This is a genomic window from Pseudomonas sp. FP453 (genome assembly GCF_030687495.1).
Taxonomy (GTDB): domain Bacteria; phylum Pseudomonadota; class Gammaproteobacteria; order Pseudomonadales; family Pseudomonadaceae; genus Aquipseudomonas.
In genome coordinates, this window is sequence record NZ_CP117435.1 from 4,093,100 (window position 1) to 4,107,027 (window position 13,928).

At 58.1% G+C, this 13,928-nt stretch carries 17 protein-coding genes, 1 tRNA gene and 2 pseudogenes; 9 read left to right on the forward strand and 11 right to left on the reverse strand.

The window, feature by feature from the left end; translation table 11 throughout:
• The first annotated feature begins 56 nt into the window (after window positions 1-56).
• Complete coding sequence (locus PSH87_RS18415; protein ID WP_305430589.1) at window positions 57-617, forward strand: hypothetical protein; 561 nt, start codon at window positions 57-59, stop codon at window positions 615-617.
• A 6-nt stretch (window positions 618-623) separates the two neighbouring features.
• Here PSH87_RS18415 and PSH87_RS18420 read toward each other — a convergent pair whose 3' ends face one another.
• A complete protein-coding gene (locus tag PSH87_RS18420) occupies window positions 624-866 on the reverse strand; it encodes a hypothetical protein (protein WP_305430591.1) in 243 nt (80 codons plus the stop codon).
• A 411-nt stretch (window positions 867-1,277) separates the two neighbouring features.
• Here PSH87_RS18420 and PSH87_RS18425 point away from each other — a divergent pair, with 411 nt between their 5' ends.
• Window positions 1,278-1,511: a hypothetical protein gene (locus PSH87_RS18425; protein WP_305430593.1), complete on the forward strand. Its 234-nt coding sequence runs from the start codon at window positions 1,278-1,280 to the stop codon at window positions 1,509-1,511.
• Window positions 1,512-1,542: 31 nt separating this feature from the next.
• Window positions 1,543-1,668: a hypothetical protein gene (locus tag PSH87_RS18430; RefSeq protein WP_305430595.1), complete on the forward strand. Its 126-nt coding sequence runs from the start codon at window positions 1,543-1,545 to the stop codon at window positions 1,666-1,668.
• Between the two features lie 34 nt (window positions 1,669-1,702).
• Here PSH87_RS18430 and PSH87_RS18435 read toward each other — a convergent pair whose 3' ends face one another.
• Window positions 1,703-1,963 carry a hypothetical protein gene (locus tag PSH87_RS18435; RefSeq protein ID WP_305430596.1) on the reverse strand — a complete coding sequence of 87 codons (261 nt, stop codon included), beginning with the start codon at window positions 1,961-1,963 and terminating at the stop codon, window positions 1,703-1,705.
• A gap of 75 nt (window positions 1,964-2,038) precedes the next feature.
• Between PSH87_RS18435 and PSH87_RS18440 the strand changes: the two genes are divergently transcribed.
• The 6 genes and pseudogenes from PSH87_RS18440 (at window position 2,039) to PSH87_RS18465 (ending at window position 6,068) form a co-directional block, all read left to right on the forward strand.
• The gene (locus tag PSH87_RS18440) at window positions 2,039-2,992 is read left to right on the forward strand and encodes a DNA cytosine methyltransferase (protein ID WP_305430597.1); all 954 of its coding nucleotides are present in this window, start codon (window positions 2,039-2,041) and stop codon (window positions 2,990-2,992) included.
• A 205-nt stretch (window positions 2,993-3,197) separates the two neighbouring features.
• A complete protein-coding gene (locus tag PSH87_RS18445; RefSeq protein WP_305430598.1) occupies window positions 3,198-3,614 on the forward strand; it encodes a DUF4406 domain-containing protein in 417 nt (138 codons plus the stop codon).
• A 279-nt stretch (window positions 3,615-3,893) separates the two neighbouring features.
• Window positions 3,894-4,295: an HNH endonuclease gene (locus PSH87_RS18450; protein WP_178918758.1), complete on the forward strand. Its 402-nt coding sequence runs from the start codon at window positions 3,894-3,896 to the stop codon at window positions 4,293-4,295.
• 49 nt (window positions 4,296-4,344) lie between these two features.
• Window positions 4,345-4,668: a hypothetical protein gene (locus PSH87_RS18455; RefSeq protein ID WP_305430599.1), complete on the forward strand. Its 324-nt coding sequence runs from the start codon at window positions 4,345-4,347 to the stop codon at window positions 4,666-4,668.
• Between the two features lie 73 nt (window positions 4,669-4,741).
• The gene (locus PSH87_RS18460; protein WP_059404374.1) at window positions 4,742-4,954 is read left to right on the forward strand and encodes a hypothetical protein; all 213 of its coding nucleotides are present in this window, start codon (window positions 4,742-4,744) and stop codon (window positions 4,952-4,954) included.
• Window positions 4,954-6,068, forward strand: a pseudogene (locus PSH87_RS18465) (phage integrase Arm DNA-binding domain-containing protein). The gene PSH87_RS18460 and the pseudogene PSH87_RS18465 overlap by 1 nt, the downstream one beginning before the upstream one ends.
• 89 nt (window positions 6,069-6,157) lie before the next feature.
• On the opposite strand, the gene PSH87_RS18470 reads toward PSH87_RS18465, so the two are convergent.
• From PSH87_RS18470 to thrS, 9 genes and pseudogenes are all read right to left on the reverse strand, one after another.
• A tRNA-Pro gene (locus PSH87_RS18470) sits at window positions 6,158-6,234 on the reverse strand.
• Between the two features lie 90 nt (window positions 6,235-6,324).
• Window positions 6,325-6,681 (reverse strand): MerR family transcriptional regulator, encoded by a 357-nt coding sequence (locus PSH87_RS18475; protein ID WP_010209127.1) that lies wholly within the window; start codon window positions 6,679-6,681, stop codon window positions 6,325-6,327.
• Window positions 6,662-6,964 (reverse strand): integration host factor subunit alpha, encoded by a 303-nt coding sequence (gene ihfA / locus PSH87_RS18480; RefSeq protein ID WP_002553164.1) that lies wholly within the window; start codon window positions 6,962-6,964, stop codon window positions 6,662-6,664. Before ihfA ends, PSH87_RS18475 begins: the two co-directional genes overlap by 20 nt.
• A gap of 3 nt (window positions 6,965-6,967) precedes the next feature.
• The gene (gene pheT / locus PSH87_RS18485; protein WP_017737821.1) at window positions 6,968-9,346 is read right to left on the reverse strand and encodes a phenylalanine--tRNA ligase subunit beta; all 2,379 of its coding nucleotides are present in this window, start codon (window positions 9,344-9,346) and stop codon (window positions 6,968-6,970) included.
• A 26-nt stretch (window positions 9,347-9,372) separates the two neighbouring features.
• Window positions 9,373-10,389, reverse strand: coding sequence for a phenylalanine--tRNA ligase subunit alpha (gene pheS, locus PSH87_RS18490; protein ID WP_017737822.1), 1,017 nt, complete (start codon window positions 10,387-10,389; stop codon window positions 9,373-9,375).
• A gap of 109 nt (window positions 10,390-10,498) precedes the next feature.
• Complete coding sequence (gene rplT / locus PSH87_RS18495; RefSeq protein WP_003174975.1) at window positions 10,499-10,855, reverse strand: 50S ribosomal protein L20; 357 nt, start codon at window positions 10,853-10,855, stop codon at window positions 10,499-10,501.
• Window positions 10,856-10,885: 30 nt separating this feature from the next.
• Entirely contained in the window at window positions 10,886-11,080 is a 195-nt protein-coding gene (rpmI, locus tag PSH87_RS18500) for a 50S ribosomal protein L35 (RefSeq protein WP_002553160.1), read from the reverse strand.
• Between the two features lie 60 nt (window positions 11,081-11,140).
• A complete protein-coding gene (gene infC, locus PSH87_RS18505) occupies window positions 11,141-11,692 on the reverse strand; it encodes a translation initiation factor IF-3 (RefSeq protein ID WP_169850653.1) in 552 nt (183 codons plus the stop codon).
• Window positions 11,692-13,616, reverse strand: a pseudogene (gene thrS / locus PSH87_RS18510) (threonine--tRNA ligase). Before thrS ends, infC begins: the two are co-directional and overlap by 1 nt.
• Between the last annotated feature and the right edge of the window lie 312 nt (window positions 13,617-13,928).

The following is a 13,928-nucleotide window of genomic DNA, read 5'->3' on the forward strand; positions in this document are numbered from 1 at the left end:
CAAAACCAAATTGCCACCACCGGTCACAAAGGGCGGCGCCAGACTGGAGATAATCCATGAGCAACTACATGTACAAGACCACCGCCCCTGCCGTGGTTGCTGCGGTAATCGCCTGGGTCGCCAAACGCAAAGAGTGGGACGCACAGCGCACCAAGCTTGGCCAGGTGTTTGGCGGATCTGCCTCGCCGATGCGGTCAGGTAGTCGAAGCTACGTCGGCGGCGTGAAGATCAGCGCCAGCAGGGATTTGGATGTGCATTGGTGCCGCCCCGATCAGTACGACTACCGCGCACTGCGCTCCAGTGCCAAGCCCGCTAAAGGTACGCCGAAAGAAGCACGGGCCGCTCAGGTTGCCGAGCATGAGCGCCTGTCGGCACTGTGGAAGGAGCATTGCCCGGCCAGCATCGACATGGACGAAGCCTGGGAGTCGATTGGACTGAGCCCGGGTGCCCTGTGGATGTGCGGCGGAGTGTTCTTCGAGCTGGATGGGGTCGTTTACCTAAATCTCGGCATCAGGCTTGAGGATGGACACGAGAGCATCGAGGGCGCAGCCGAAATCCTCGGCAGCGAGTTTGAAGCGGCGCGCCAACTGGCGTTAAGCCAGCGACAGGATGCCTAATGCCGGCTACTTAACGCCCTGTTGAAATCCGGGTTTCGATTCGAGAGGAAATGGTCGAAACGCAGCTAAGTTCTGATTGAGGTAAGCCGCAATTTCCTTTGCCTTTTTCAGGTCTGTTCCAGGGTTCAGATCAAAAGCTGGGGGATCTTCTGGAAGGCCGGGGATATTGTCGTGAAACTCCATGTTCAAGCATGGAACACCATCACCTGATTCTTTGACTGTGAAAACGATTCTGGTCTTGTAGCTCATCGCAAAACTCCTTGATCCGGCTCCATGCCGGTCAGCCGTAATAGCCCACCCTCACCTATTCCGATGAGGGTGGTCAATAACTTACAGTTGAATGTCAGCCCTTCTTGCCTGACTGCGCATTTCCTCGATCGCCACCCGAGACTTTTCCGGTTGTACTTGGCCAGTTTCCTCCCGGCCCTGAATGGCTTGATGGGCCGCGGGATGAACTGCCCGAACCCTTCCCTGAACCGCTAGAGCCACCCGCTCCTTTACCACTGCCACTTTTCGACATGTTGACCTCCTTGGATATGGGAACCGCCCCTGAAGGGTAGGCTATTCCCCGGATACGCCAAGGCCACTGGTCTGCTTGCCATCTCCCCTATCAACGAATCACGCCAGCCGGCGAGGCAGGCGCACGCTTGGAGATAACTCATGAGCACCTTTGCAGTGTTTGGAATGACCCTTGATGTCGCCAAGACCGAGGCCCGCAAGAAAACGGCCGGCACCCGGAAGAACCCAAAGGCACCGGGCGGCGTCGAACCGATCCCCGAAGCTGAATGGCTGGAGCTGGTCGCCAAGCGCACCGAGAAGATAATGGGGGGGGGGTACGGTCCGCCAGCTCTCGCCGCTCTTCGACGCTCCGCAGTACGCCGAGCAGTTCATTGAGCTGGCCCGCAAGACCCTGAGGTGCCGCGATATGCAGATCCGGGCCAAGGCCGTGCTGGCGGACGCCAAAGGCAAGCCGATCATCAACCCGAAGACTAAAGCGCCTCGAGTAGGCTTTTCGCAGTGGCCTCCGAAGCAAGAAGATCAAGCGGCATGAATCCATGAGGATTGTCGATTAGCTCACTCATATCTCAGTAGCGGCTGTTCGGCACCGGGCTGTATCCCGGCTCGAAGGTTTGGGCATAGGCGATGATCTGCTCCAGCGCCTCTTTACGACTACTCACTGGAGCCATCTGAGCTTTTTTTGCTCGAGAAAAACCGCCCCCATGATGGCTGATATCCCAGATAAAGCCTTCCGAACCATCAATATCCTTTGTAATTCGGGCATGCACAGTGTGACCAGAAACATCCAAAACAAAGCTGGAAACGACTTCTCGAATTTCTACTGACATTCTTCGATCTCCTTATGAAAGACCGAATTTTACCTCATTTTTCATAGCCTGTTTTTGAGCCAGGAGAGCAGCTGAATGCCTATCACCTATGGAAGCGTGTGCAGCGGCATCGAAGCTGCGACTCAGGCCTGGCACCCGCTGGGCATGCGCGCCGCCTGGTTCGCTGAGATTGAGCCGTTCCCCTCGGCGGTTCTGGCCCACCACTACGCCAACGTGCCGAACCACGGCGACATGACGAAGCTGGCCGCCCTGGTGCTGGCCGGCAAGATCCCGGCGCCAGACGTACTGGTCGGCGGCACCCCGTGCCAGGCCTTCTCGGTTGCAGGCATGCGTGAAGGTCTCACCGACCCGCGCGGCGCCCTCACCATCAAATACGTGGAGCTTGCAGATGCAGTTGACTATGTTCGCGCCGGCCAGCGAAAGCCCGCCAGCGTTATCGTCTGGGAGAACGTCCCCGGCGTCCTCAGCGACAAAGGGAACGCCTTCGGATGCTTTCTTGGCGCGCTTGCTGGGGAAGACTGCGAGCTGCAGCCTCCAGGGAAAAAATGGCAGGACGCTGGTTGTGTGTATGGACCCAAAAGAACAATCGCGTGGCGGGTCCTGGACGCCCAATATTTCGGCCTGGCCCAACGGCGCCGTCGTGTGTTCGTTGTCGCAAGTGCTCGAAACGGGTTCGATCCCGCCGAGGTACTTTTTGAGCGCGAAGGCACTCGCCGGGATAGCCCGCCGGGATGGCCGGCGAAGCTTGCACTTCACCCTACTCTCACGGCACAAGGGGGGGGCTCTCTCGATGATAGAGAGGCATATGTGCTGGAGCCCGAAGGCGTCCGCCGGACCAGCGTGATCGAATGGGAGCGCTGCCAAGGCTTCCGCGATAACTACACGCAGATCCCTTGGCGCGGCAAGCCTGCCAGCGAATGCCCAGACGGCCCACGTTATAAGGCGATTGGCAACAGCAAGGCCGTCACCGTGGTTCGCTGGATCGGCCGACGCCTCCTGCAACAACTCAAAACCAGCCGGCCCGGCTGAGAGAGTCGGCCAAGTTGACCAGGGCGTTCATCAGTTCAATTACCAGTATCAATAGTTTCATGGGGCACCTTAAGGAAGAGAAGCACCAAGGATTTTTTCCTTAGTTATGGGTGCCCCATTAATTCAAGCCCAGCACTGCCATTCCTCTTGGGCTTTTTCCACTCCCCCACTCCACCGCCCGGGCATGGCCCGGCAAGGACTCCCCGTGAAACGGATTTACCTGAGCGGCCCCATGACAGGCCTGCCCAGCCTCAACTTCGCCGCCTTCCACGCCATGACCACCAACTTGCGCGCCGACGGCCACACCGTCACCAACCCCGCCGAACTCAACCCCGACGGCGGCACCTGGAGCGACTGCATGCGCCGCGATATCGTCGCCCTGATGGACTGCGACACCGTGGCCACCCTGCCCGGTTGGGAGCATTCAAAGGGTGCACGCCTGGAAGTCCTGACAGCCGAACGCCTCGGCATGACGGTTGTGAATGCCCATGATCTGGTAAAGAGGAGCGCGGTTGTTTTAACCCTTGTCGTTCGCTTTGGAATTCGAAGCGCTCATGAGAGAGGTCCATGCTTCAAAGGCATCGAGGTGTTTTCTGACAGCATCGTCCCACTCCTTACCTGAGACATTCTTCGATACCACCATCATCATCATTTTCGTGGTTTCAGCATCGAGCCTGACCAATAGCTCGTGTGCTCTAAATCTAAAATCGTCTAAGTCGCTCATGCGCTCGCCTCGAAATTGGCCTATCCGGAGATGCCGGGTCGCGCCCATCAGGCAAATGACAGGCCACCAATGGAAAAGGTTCATTGACCGACTGCATTTCTAGTCGGCCCGATTTGAGCAAGCGTTACAACCCACACCCCCCCTTTAAAGTCAGCCGCTATAGCGGCAAGGATACCTATGCGCCTGAAGAAAGCTGAGCGCGAAAAAGTGCGCCTGAAGTACGGCGGGCACTGCGCCTACTGCGGTGTGGTGCTGGGTGACCGGTGGCACGCCGACCACTTGGCGCCGGTAGTGCGCGAGCTGCTTTCAAAGCAGACCGCCGCCGGCACCTGGAAGCTGGTGTCGGGCAAGCCGCTACGGCCTGAGCATGACGTGCTGGAGAACATGATGCCGGCCTGCGCGCCCTGCAACATCAGCAAGGGCGGCCAAACCCTGGAAGGCTGGCGCAGCTGGATCTCAAGACACGTCGAGTCGCTGAACAACTACACCCCAATTTACCGCCTGGCCAAGGCATATGGCCTGATCGCCGAGACAGGCGCGCCGGTGGTTTTCCACTTCGAAAAGGAGCAGCAGCCATGATCGCCACCCTCTGGTTCGCCTACGTGTTCATCTACAAGGGGCCAAGGCCATGACAGACCATGAGCTGTTACGGCTGTCAGCAAAGGCCATGGCCTTCGAACTGGAATACCGACACGGGAGCGATGCCTTCTACTACGACGATCCAGAATCCGGTCGTGAGCAATGGCAGCCACTCAGTGATGACGTCCAAGCCATGCGCCTGGCGGTAGACCTTCAGCTCAGCATCCTCTGGTTCACCAACCTGCAGTACGTGATGGTCGAGCGGCGCGGCTTCGGCGAGAACATCGGCTGGACCGATGACGAGGATCGAGGTGGCGCTCTCCGCCAAGCTATCACCGTCGTAGCAGCGCAAATCGGCAGCACGCTTCCCTAAACCCAATCCCCCTACATGCCTGCCGGTGAGCGGCGGGCGACCTCATGCCGCCAAGCAAGGAAAGGAGCACCCAATGAAAAGAGAGCTGATCAAAATCAGTGAGTTCCAGCGCCGGCGCTGGGGAGAGAATGGAACGCCCCAGTGCCCTCAAGCCATACGCAACCACATCCGGAATGGAGCAGTGCCGGGCGAGCAGATCGGGAAACTCTGGTACGTTGATTGGACCGCATTTACTCGCTCGGACGGAAACGACCTGGTGGCGATGGTATTGAAAGGAGCTGCATGATGGTCCCTCGGCCGCGCAACAAGGCGAACAAGAACCTACCGCAGAATCTTTACTTCGATGCGCGCCGGTCGACATATCGCTATCGCCGGCCGACCGATGGGAAGTGGTTCCAGTTCGGCGTCGATCGAATCAAAGCAATCGACGCCGCAAAACAACTGAACCTAGAGTTCATGCGCGGCGCTGACCTGGTCGGCGCAGTTCTCTCTGCTTCGTCGGCGTCGTTCGCCACATTCCTCGACACTTACGAGCGCGAAGTCCTTCCGCCGCGCGAGCTGGCCAAGGGAACCCTTGGTCTATATGCCGTGCACTTCCGACGCTTCCGCAAGCAGTTCGAAGGCAAGGCGGTCGACCAGATCACGATCCGCATGATCGCAGAGATGCTGGACGCAATTACGCCCCGCTCGGCGAACCAGTCCCGGGCGCTGCTGATCGACATTTTCAACCACGCAGCAGCCAAAGGCCTATGCCCTGACAACCCGGCGGCTAGCACCATCAATCGGATCGAGAAGAAGCAGCGCAAAAGGCATACCGTCGAGGGCCTGAAAGCGATCAGGGAGAAGTCGCCCGCATGGCTACAGAATGCAATCGACCTAGCACTGATAACCGCCCAGCGACGCACGGACATCCTGGACATGCGCTTTGATGGGGGTTAGGGAAGGTTTCCTCTATGTCGTGCAGAAGAAGACGGCCAAGGCTACTGACGCGGCCTGGATTCGATTCAGGGCCACGCCCGAGTTGCAGACGGTAATCAGCCGGTGCCGCGATGATGTCGTGTCACCGTACCCTGGTGCACCGCAAGCCGGATCGACTGAAACAGAAGCAGGCACAGACGAAGGACCACTGGACGAAGGTTGAGGAGCGGTATTTGACGCGAGCATTCAAGGAGGCCAGAGAGGCGGCGAACTGCTACGCGGGATGGAAGGAAGAGGAAATGCCGGGCTTTCACGAGGTGCGAGCGCTGTCGCTGCACCTGTACAAGAAAGCCGGCAAGGATGGGCAGAAGATTGCAGGTCATGCGAGCGAGGGCATGACCAAAAACTACCAGCGGGACCACGAGGAAATCATCTGGTCCGAGGCAGTTCCTGACCTGAATATCAGCGAAATCACCGGGTAGTTTTGCGCCAGTTTTGCGCAGGTTTTGCGCAGGCACAAAAAAGCCGATCTATCTGATCGGCTCAAGTGTCTGATTTTACTCAGGAATAATGGTCGGGACGGAGTGATTCGAACACTCGACCCCTAGCACCCCATGCTAGTGCGCTACCGGACTGCGCTACGCCCCGACTAGGCGTGTTACTGAGTTTGCTTCATAACGAAGCGACCCGAAATATACCGCAAGCTTTTGAAATGTGGAAGTATTTTAAAAGCTTGAATCACTTCTTCAAAACCACCAGCACATCTTCAAGCTCAGCGATCATCTGGCGGATCATTTGCTTGTATTGGGTGGTGTCGTCTTTGGCTTCATCACCGGACATACGCTGGCGCGCACCGCTGATGGTGAACCCCTGGTCATACAGCAATGCGCGGATCTGTCGGATCATCAGCACGTCCTGGCGCTGATAATACCGACGGTTCCCGGTGCGTTTGACGGGGTTGAGTTGAGGAAACTCCTGCTCCCAGTAGCGCAGCACGTGCGGTTTTACCGCACAGAGCTCGCTGACTTCACCAATGGTGAAGTAGCGTTTGCCTGGGATGACGGGTAGCTCGTCGTTATGACTTGGTTCCAGCATAAGCCTCAACTCGGGCCTTCAACTTCTGCCCTGGACGAAAGGTGACCACACGGCGAGCCGTGATCGGGATTTCTTCTCCCGTTTTTGGATTGCGGCCAGGCCGCTGGCGTTTGTCCCGCAGGTCAAAATTGCCGAAACCGGACAATTTGACCTGCTCGTTGTCTTCCAGAGCGTGTCTGATTTCTTCAAAAAACAGCTCGACCAATTCCTTGGCCTCGCGCTTGTTCAGACCCAGCTCTTCGTACAGACGTTCCGCCATCTCAGCTTTCGTCAAAGCCCCCATACGTCACTTCCTTAACGTGGCGTTCAACCTTTGTTCGAGCGAGGTGAGGATATTTTGTGTCGTGGTATTCACCTCATCGTCATTAAGAGTGCGCGATGGATGCTGCCAGGTCAAGCCAACTGCGAGGCTTTTTCTATGCGGATCAATACCTTTACCCTGATAGACGTCAAATAGCCTGAGGTCCGTCAGCCATTCCCCTGCATTTTCACGGATTACATCCAGAACCGCAGTAGCGGCCACTTCACGGTCGGCGATCAAGGCCAGGTCGCGGCGCACTTCAGGGAAGCGCGACAGCTCGCTGAACTTCGGCATCTTGCCCGAGGCCACTTCCGCCAGGACCAGCTCGAACACGAACACCGGACGGTCAAGACCGAGGGTTTTCGACAGTTCCGGGTGGATGGCACCCACGAAACCAACCAGACGCCCTTCACGCTCGATGCGCGCAGTCTGGCCCGGGTGCAACGCCGGGTGGCTGCCTGGCAGGAAGGTGAAGGCATCCAGTGCACCGGCGAAACCCAGTACCGCTTCCACGTCAGCCTTGACGTCGAAGAAGTCCACGGCATCACGGCCCTGCGCCCAGCCTTCCGGCAGACGGCTACCGCACACCACGCCAGCCAACATCGGCTCTTGCTTCAGACCATCCAGCTGACCGACAAAACGCAGGCCGCTTTCGAACATGCGCACGCGGTCTTGCTGACGGTTCAGGTTGTGGGAAAGTGCTTTCACCAGGCCTGGCCACAGAGACGAACGCATGGCCGCCATGTCGTTGGAAATCGGGTTGGCCAACAACAGCGGCTCGACGCCCGGGTTGAACAGTTCGAACTGCTTCGGATCGATGAAGCTGTAGGTCACCGCTTCCTGGTAACCACGGGCTACCAGCAGGCGACGCAGCTCAGGCAGATGCGCACGCGCCTCGGCCTTCGGTTGTGGCGCCAGGCGCGCTTGCGGGTAACGAACCGGCAGGCGGTTGTAGCCGTACAGGCGCGCCAGCTCTTCGATCAGGTCAACTTCGAGACTGATGTCGAAACGATGGCTTGGCACTTCAACGTGCCACTGCCCTTCCCCACTCACGGAGATAGCCAGGCCCAGGGCCGACAACAGTTGCTCGATTTCAGCCGGCTCGATCACCAGGCCCAGCATCTGCTCGACGCTTTTGGCACGCAGGGTGATCGGCGCAACGGACGGCAAGTACTGCTCGCTGACGGTTTCGGTGATCGGGCCGGCTTCGCCGCCGGTGATTTCCAGCAGCAGGCCGGTGGCGCGCTCCATGGCTTCACGGGCCAGCTGCCAGTCCACGCCACGCTCGTATCGGTGCGAAGCATCGGTGTGCAGGCCATAGGAACGGGCCTTGCCAGCGATAGCGATCTGGTCGAAGAACGCGCTTTCAAGGAAAACGTCGCGAGTGGTCGCGGACACACCGCTGTGCTCGCCACCCATCACACCGGCGATTGCCAGGGCGCGGGAGTGGTCGGCGATGACCAGGGTGTCGGCACGCAGGCTGACTTCCTGGCCGTCGAGCAGCACAAGCTTCTCGCCTTCTTCAGCCATGCGTACGCGGATGCCACCGTTGATCTCGGCGAGATCGAAGGCGTGCAGCGGTTGACCCAGCTCCAGCATCACGTAGTTGGTGATATCGACGGCAGCGTCGATGCTGCGTACGTCGGCGCGACGCAGACGCTCAACCATCCACAGCGGCGTTGGCTTGGACAGGTCAACGTTACGGATCACACGACCCAGGTAACGCGGGCAGGCATGTGGCGCCAGCACTTCAATCGGGCGCACTTCGTCGTGCACAGCTGGCACCGTGGCAACCACTGGACGGGTGACCGACGCGTTGTACAGCGCACCCACTTCACGGGCCAGACCGGCCAGGGACAGGCAGTCGCCGCGGTTCGGGGTCAGGTCGACCTCGATGCTCGCGTCTTCCAGTTCCAGGTAAACGCGGATGTCCTGGCCCACTGGCGCGTCGGCCGGCAGTTCCATCAGGCCATCGTTGCCCTCGCCTACTTGCAGTTCGGCTTGGGAGCACAGCATGCCGTTGGACTCGACGCCACGCAGCTTGGCCTTCTTGATCTTGAAGTCGCCCGGCAGCTCAGCGCCGATCATTGCGAACGGGATCTTCAGGCCCGGGCGCACATTGGGCGCTCCGCACACGACCTGGAAGGTTTCCGCGCCATTGCTGACCTGGCACACACGCAATTTGTCGGCATCCGGGTGCTGCTCGGTGCTCAGCACCTCGCCCACGACCACGCCGCTGAAAACACCGGCGGCCGGCGTAACGCTATCGACCTCAAGACCGGCCATCGACAGACGGGCAACCAGCTCGTCGCGACCTACCTGCGGGCTTACCCAGCCACGCAGCCATTGTTCACTGAATTTCATCCTGCTCTCCTAAAGATTCGTTACGACTAGCGAAATTGCGCGAGGAACCGCAAGTCGTTGTCGAAGAACAGACGCAAGTCGTTCACGCCGTAACGCAGCATGGCCAGACGCTCAACGCCCATGCCGAAGGCAAAGCCCGAGAATTCTTCCGGGTCGATCCCGGACATGCGCAGCACGTTGGGGTGAACCATGCCGCAGCCCATCACTTCCAGCCAGCCGGTCTGCTTGCACACGCGGCAGCCTTTGCCGCTGCACATCACGCATTCCATGTCGACTTCAGCGGACGGCTCGGTGAACGGGAAGAACGATGGACGGAAACGTACCGCCAGCTCTTTCTCGAAGAACACACGAAGGAACTCTTCGATGGTGCCCTTGAGGTCAGCGAAGTTGATATCGCGATCAACCAGCAGGCCTTCGACCTGGTGGAACATCGGCGAGTGGGTGATATCGGAGTCGCTGCGGTACACACGGCCTGGGCAGACGATGCGGATCGGCGGCTTGTTCGCTTCCATGGTGCGGACCTGTACCGGCGAGGTATGGGTGCGCAACAGCATGTTCGCGTTGAAATAGAAGGTGTCGTGCATCGACCGGGCCGGGTGGTGGCCTGGGATGTTGAGCGCCTCGAAGTTGTGATAGTCGTCTTCGACCTCAGGGCCTTCGGCAATGCCGTAGCCGATATGGGTGAAGAACTGCTCGATACGTTCCAGAGTCCGGGTGATCGGATGCAGGCCGCCCGAGGCCTGGCCACGGCCAGGCAAGGTGACGTCAATGGATTCGGCGGCGAGTTTGGCCGCAAGATCGGCCTCCTCCATCGTCGCCTTGCGCGCATTGAGCACCTCTGTAACACGCTCCTTGGCGACGTTGATCAGCGCACCGACTTGCGGACGCTCTTCAGCCGGCAAATTCCCCAGGGTCTTCATCACCTGAGTCAATTCACCCTTTTTGCCAAGGTAGTGAACCCGGATTTGCTCCAGGGCATTGATATCTTCAGCGCTTTGCACAGCCTCAAGAGCTTGAGCGACGAGCGCGTCCAGGTTTTCCATGTACAGACTCCAGATACAAAATAGGGGAAGAGCTTGAAGGCTCTTCCCCTATTTAAGACGTTTACCACCTTGGGCTACAGGAGCAACCCAGGGTGATTGTCGGGGGTACTTAAGCCAGAGTGGCTTTAGCTTTCTCGACAATCGCAGCAAACACCGCTTTTTCGTTCACTGCCAGTTCGGCCAGAACCTTACGGTCGATCTCGATGGAAGCTTTTTTCAGGCCAGCGATGAAACGGCTGTAGGACAGACCGTTAACACGTGCACCAGCGTTGATACGAGCGATCCACAGAGCGCGGAACTGACGTTTTTTCTGACGACGGTCGCGGTAGGCGTATTGGCCTGCCTTGATTACCGCTTGCTTGGCAACACGGAATACGCGTGAACGCGCGCCGTAGTAGCCTTTAGCAAGTTTCAGAATTTTTTTGTGACGTTTACGGGCAATGACGCCACGCTTTACACGAGCCATGAGTTACTTCCTCTAGTCTTGATCCAAAAATTAACGAAGGCGCAGCATGCGCTCGACTTTTGCCACGTCAGACGGATGCAGCAAGCTGCTACCGCGCAGTTGACGCTTACGCTTGGTCGACATTTTGGTCAGGATGTGGCTCTTGAAAGCGTGCTTGTGCTTGATACCGTTAGCAGTTTTCAGAAACCGCTTAGCAGCACCACTTTTAGTCTTCATCTTTGGCATGTTCGGATACTCCGCATTCAGTTGATAAACATAATCAGAAGGCCTGCCGTGCCCTGTTGATTACTTCTTCTTTTTCGGGGCGATGACCATGATCAGTTGGCGTCCTTCCATCTTAGGATGCTGTTCGACCGAACCGTACTCGAGCAGGTCAGCTTCAACCCGCTTGAGGAGTTCCATCCCCAGTTCCTGGTGGGCCATCTCACGGCCGCGGAATCGCAAGGATACCTTGGCCCTGTCCCCATCACTCAGGAAACGTACCAGGTTGCGCAGTTTTACCTGGTAATCCCCTTCCTCCGTCCCTGGACGAAACTTGATTTCTTTTACTTGAATCTGCTTTTGGTTCTTCTTCGCCGCAGCAATCTGCTTCTTCTTTTCGAAGATCGATTTGCCGTAGTCCATCACCCGGCAAACAGGCGGGACTGCGTCGGCGGAGATTTCCACCAGGTCCAATTTGGACTCTTCAGCGATACGAAGCGCTTCATCAATCGAGACGATGCCAATCTGCTCGCCGTCAGCGCCAATTAACCGAACCTCGCGTGCCGAGATATTCTCGTTGATCGGGGCTTTCGGTGCAGCTCGTTTATCTTGTCTCATTTCACGCTTAATAATAATTACTCCGAATCTGGGCGACCACGCCGGGAAACCGCTTGCGCGAGGAACTCAGCGAACTGGGCGACGGGCATCGAGCCCAGGTCAGCACCTTCACGAGTACGCACAGCGACAGTCTGCATCTCGACTTCCCGATCTCCGATAACCAAAAGATAGGGAACCTTGAGCAAAGTATGCTCGCGGATTTTAAAGCCGATCTTTTCATTTCTCAAGTCGGACTTGGCACGAAATCCGCTTTCGTTGAGAGTTTTTTCAACTTCAGCCGCAAAATCTGCCTGTTTATCAGTGATATTCATGATCACTGCCTGGGTCGGCGCCAGCCACGCAGGGAATGCTCCCTCGTAGTGCTCGATCAGGATCCCGACGAACCGTTCGAACGAGCCGAGGATCGCCCGGTGCAGCATAACCGGGTGTTTACGGCTGTTGTCTTCGGAGACGTATTCGGCTCCCAGACGGATCGGCAGGTTAAAATCGAGCTGCAGGGTACCACACTGCCAGACGCGGCCAAGGCAATCTTTCAGCGAGAACTCGATCTTCGGACCGTAGAAGGCACCCTCGCCCGGCTGCAGATCGTACGCAAGGCCCGCACTGTCTAGCGCTGCGGCCAGTGCAGCTTCGGCGCGATCCCACAACTCGTCGGAACCGACGCGTTTTTCTGGACGAGTGGACAGTTTCATCTCGACGTCGGTGAAACCGAAATCGCGATAGACATCCATGGTCAGCTTGATGAACGCGGCGGATTCAGCCTGCATCTGCTCTTCGGTGCAGAAGATATGGGCGTCGTCCTGGGTAAAGCCGCGTACACGCATAATGCCGTGCAACGCGCACCCGATGGCTCGTTACGGTGGCAGGCACCGAACTCGGCCAGGCGCATCGGCAACTCGCGGTAGCTCTTCAGGCCCTGGTTGAACACCTGCACGTGGCACGGGCAGTTCATTGGCTTGATGGCGTAGTCGCGGTTTTCCGACTGGGTGGTGAACATGTTGTCGGCGTAGTTGGCCCAGTGCCCGGATTTTTCCCACAGGCTGCGGTCAACGACCTGCGGAGTCTTGATCTCCAGGTAGCCGTTGTCGCGTTGTACTTTGCGCATGTACTGCTCAAGCACTTGGTACAGGGTCCAGCCATTCGGGTGCCAGAACACCATGCCCGGCGCTTCCTCCTGGAGGTGGAAGAGGTTCAGACGCTTGCCGATCTTGCGGTGGTCGCGCTTTTCGGCTTCTTCGATGCGCTGGATGTAGGCGGCCAGCTGCTTCTTGTCAGCCCAGGCAGTGCCGTAGATCCGCTGCAGTTGCTCGTTCTTTGCGTCGCCGCGCCAGTAGGCACCGGACAGCTTGGTCAGCTTGAACGACTTCAGGAAGCGCGTGTTCGGCACGTGCGGGCCACGGCACATGTCGACATATTCTTCGTGGTAGTACAGGCCCATGGCCTGCTCTTCCGGCATGTCTTCCACCAGGCGCAGCTTGTAGTCTTCGCCACGGGCGGTGAACACGTCGATCACTTCGGCGCGCGGCGTGACCTTCTTGATCACGTCGTAATCTTTTTCGATCAGCGCGTGCATACGCTGCTCGATCGCAGCCAGGTCGTCCGGAGTGAAAGGACGCTCATAGGCGATGTCGTAATAGAAGCCTTCATCGATGACCGGGCCGATCACCATTTTCGCCGTCGGGTACAGCTGCTTGACCGCGTGGCCAATCAGGTGAGCACAAGAGTGGCGAATGATCTCCAGCCCTTCTTGATCTTTGGGGGTGATGATTTGCAAGCTGGCATCGGCGGTGATCAGGTCACTGGCATCAACCAGCTTGCCGTCGACCTTGCCGGCCACGGTAGCCTTCGCCAGGCCTGCACCAATGGATGCGGCGACCTCGGCTACGGAAACCGGATGATCGAATGAACGTTGACTGCCGTCGGGAAGAGTAATAGTTGGCATGGCGCCTCCTCTCCTAGTGGTGACCCCTACCAAAGGTCACGTGGGTTGGGATGAGCCAGTACAAGATCCAACACCAGGCCGTTCAGTGATGAACGCCTGCCTTACAGCGGCAGGAGCCTTTCGGCCAACCGATAATCGAACCAGAGTGACTGGAGTGAGCTAAAAAGAACATGGCAAGGCGGCAAATGGCGCACCTGGAAATAGCCAGGGCTGCGATGCTAGCACAGATGAACGGTCATCGCGCCGACGCCATGCCAGGTAATGACAAATTCCAGGCTTTGTCGCTGCAAAACGGAACTTGAGCTGTACGCA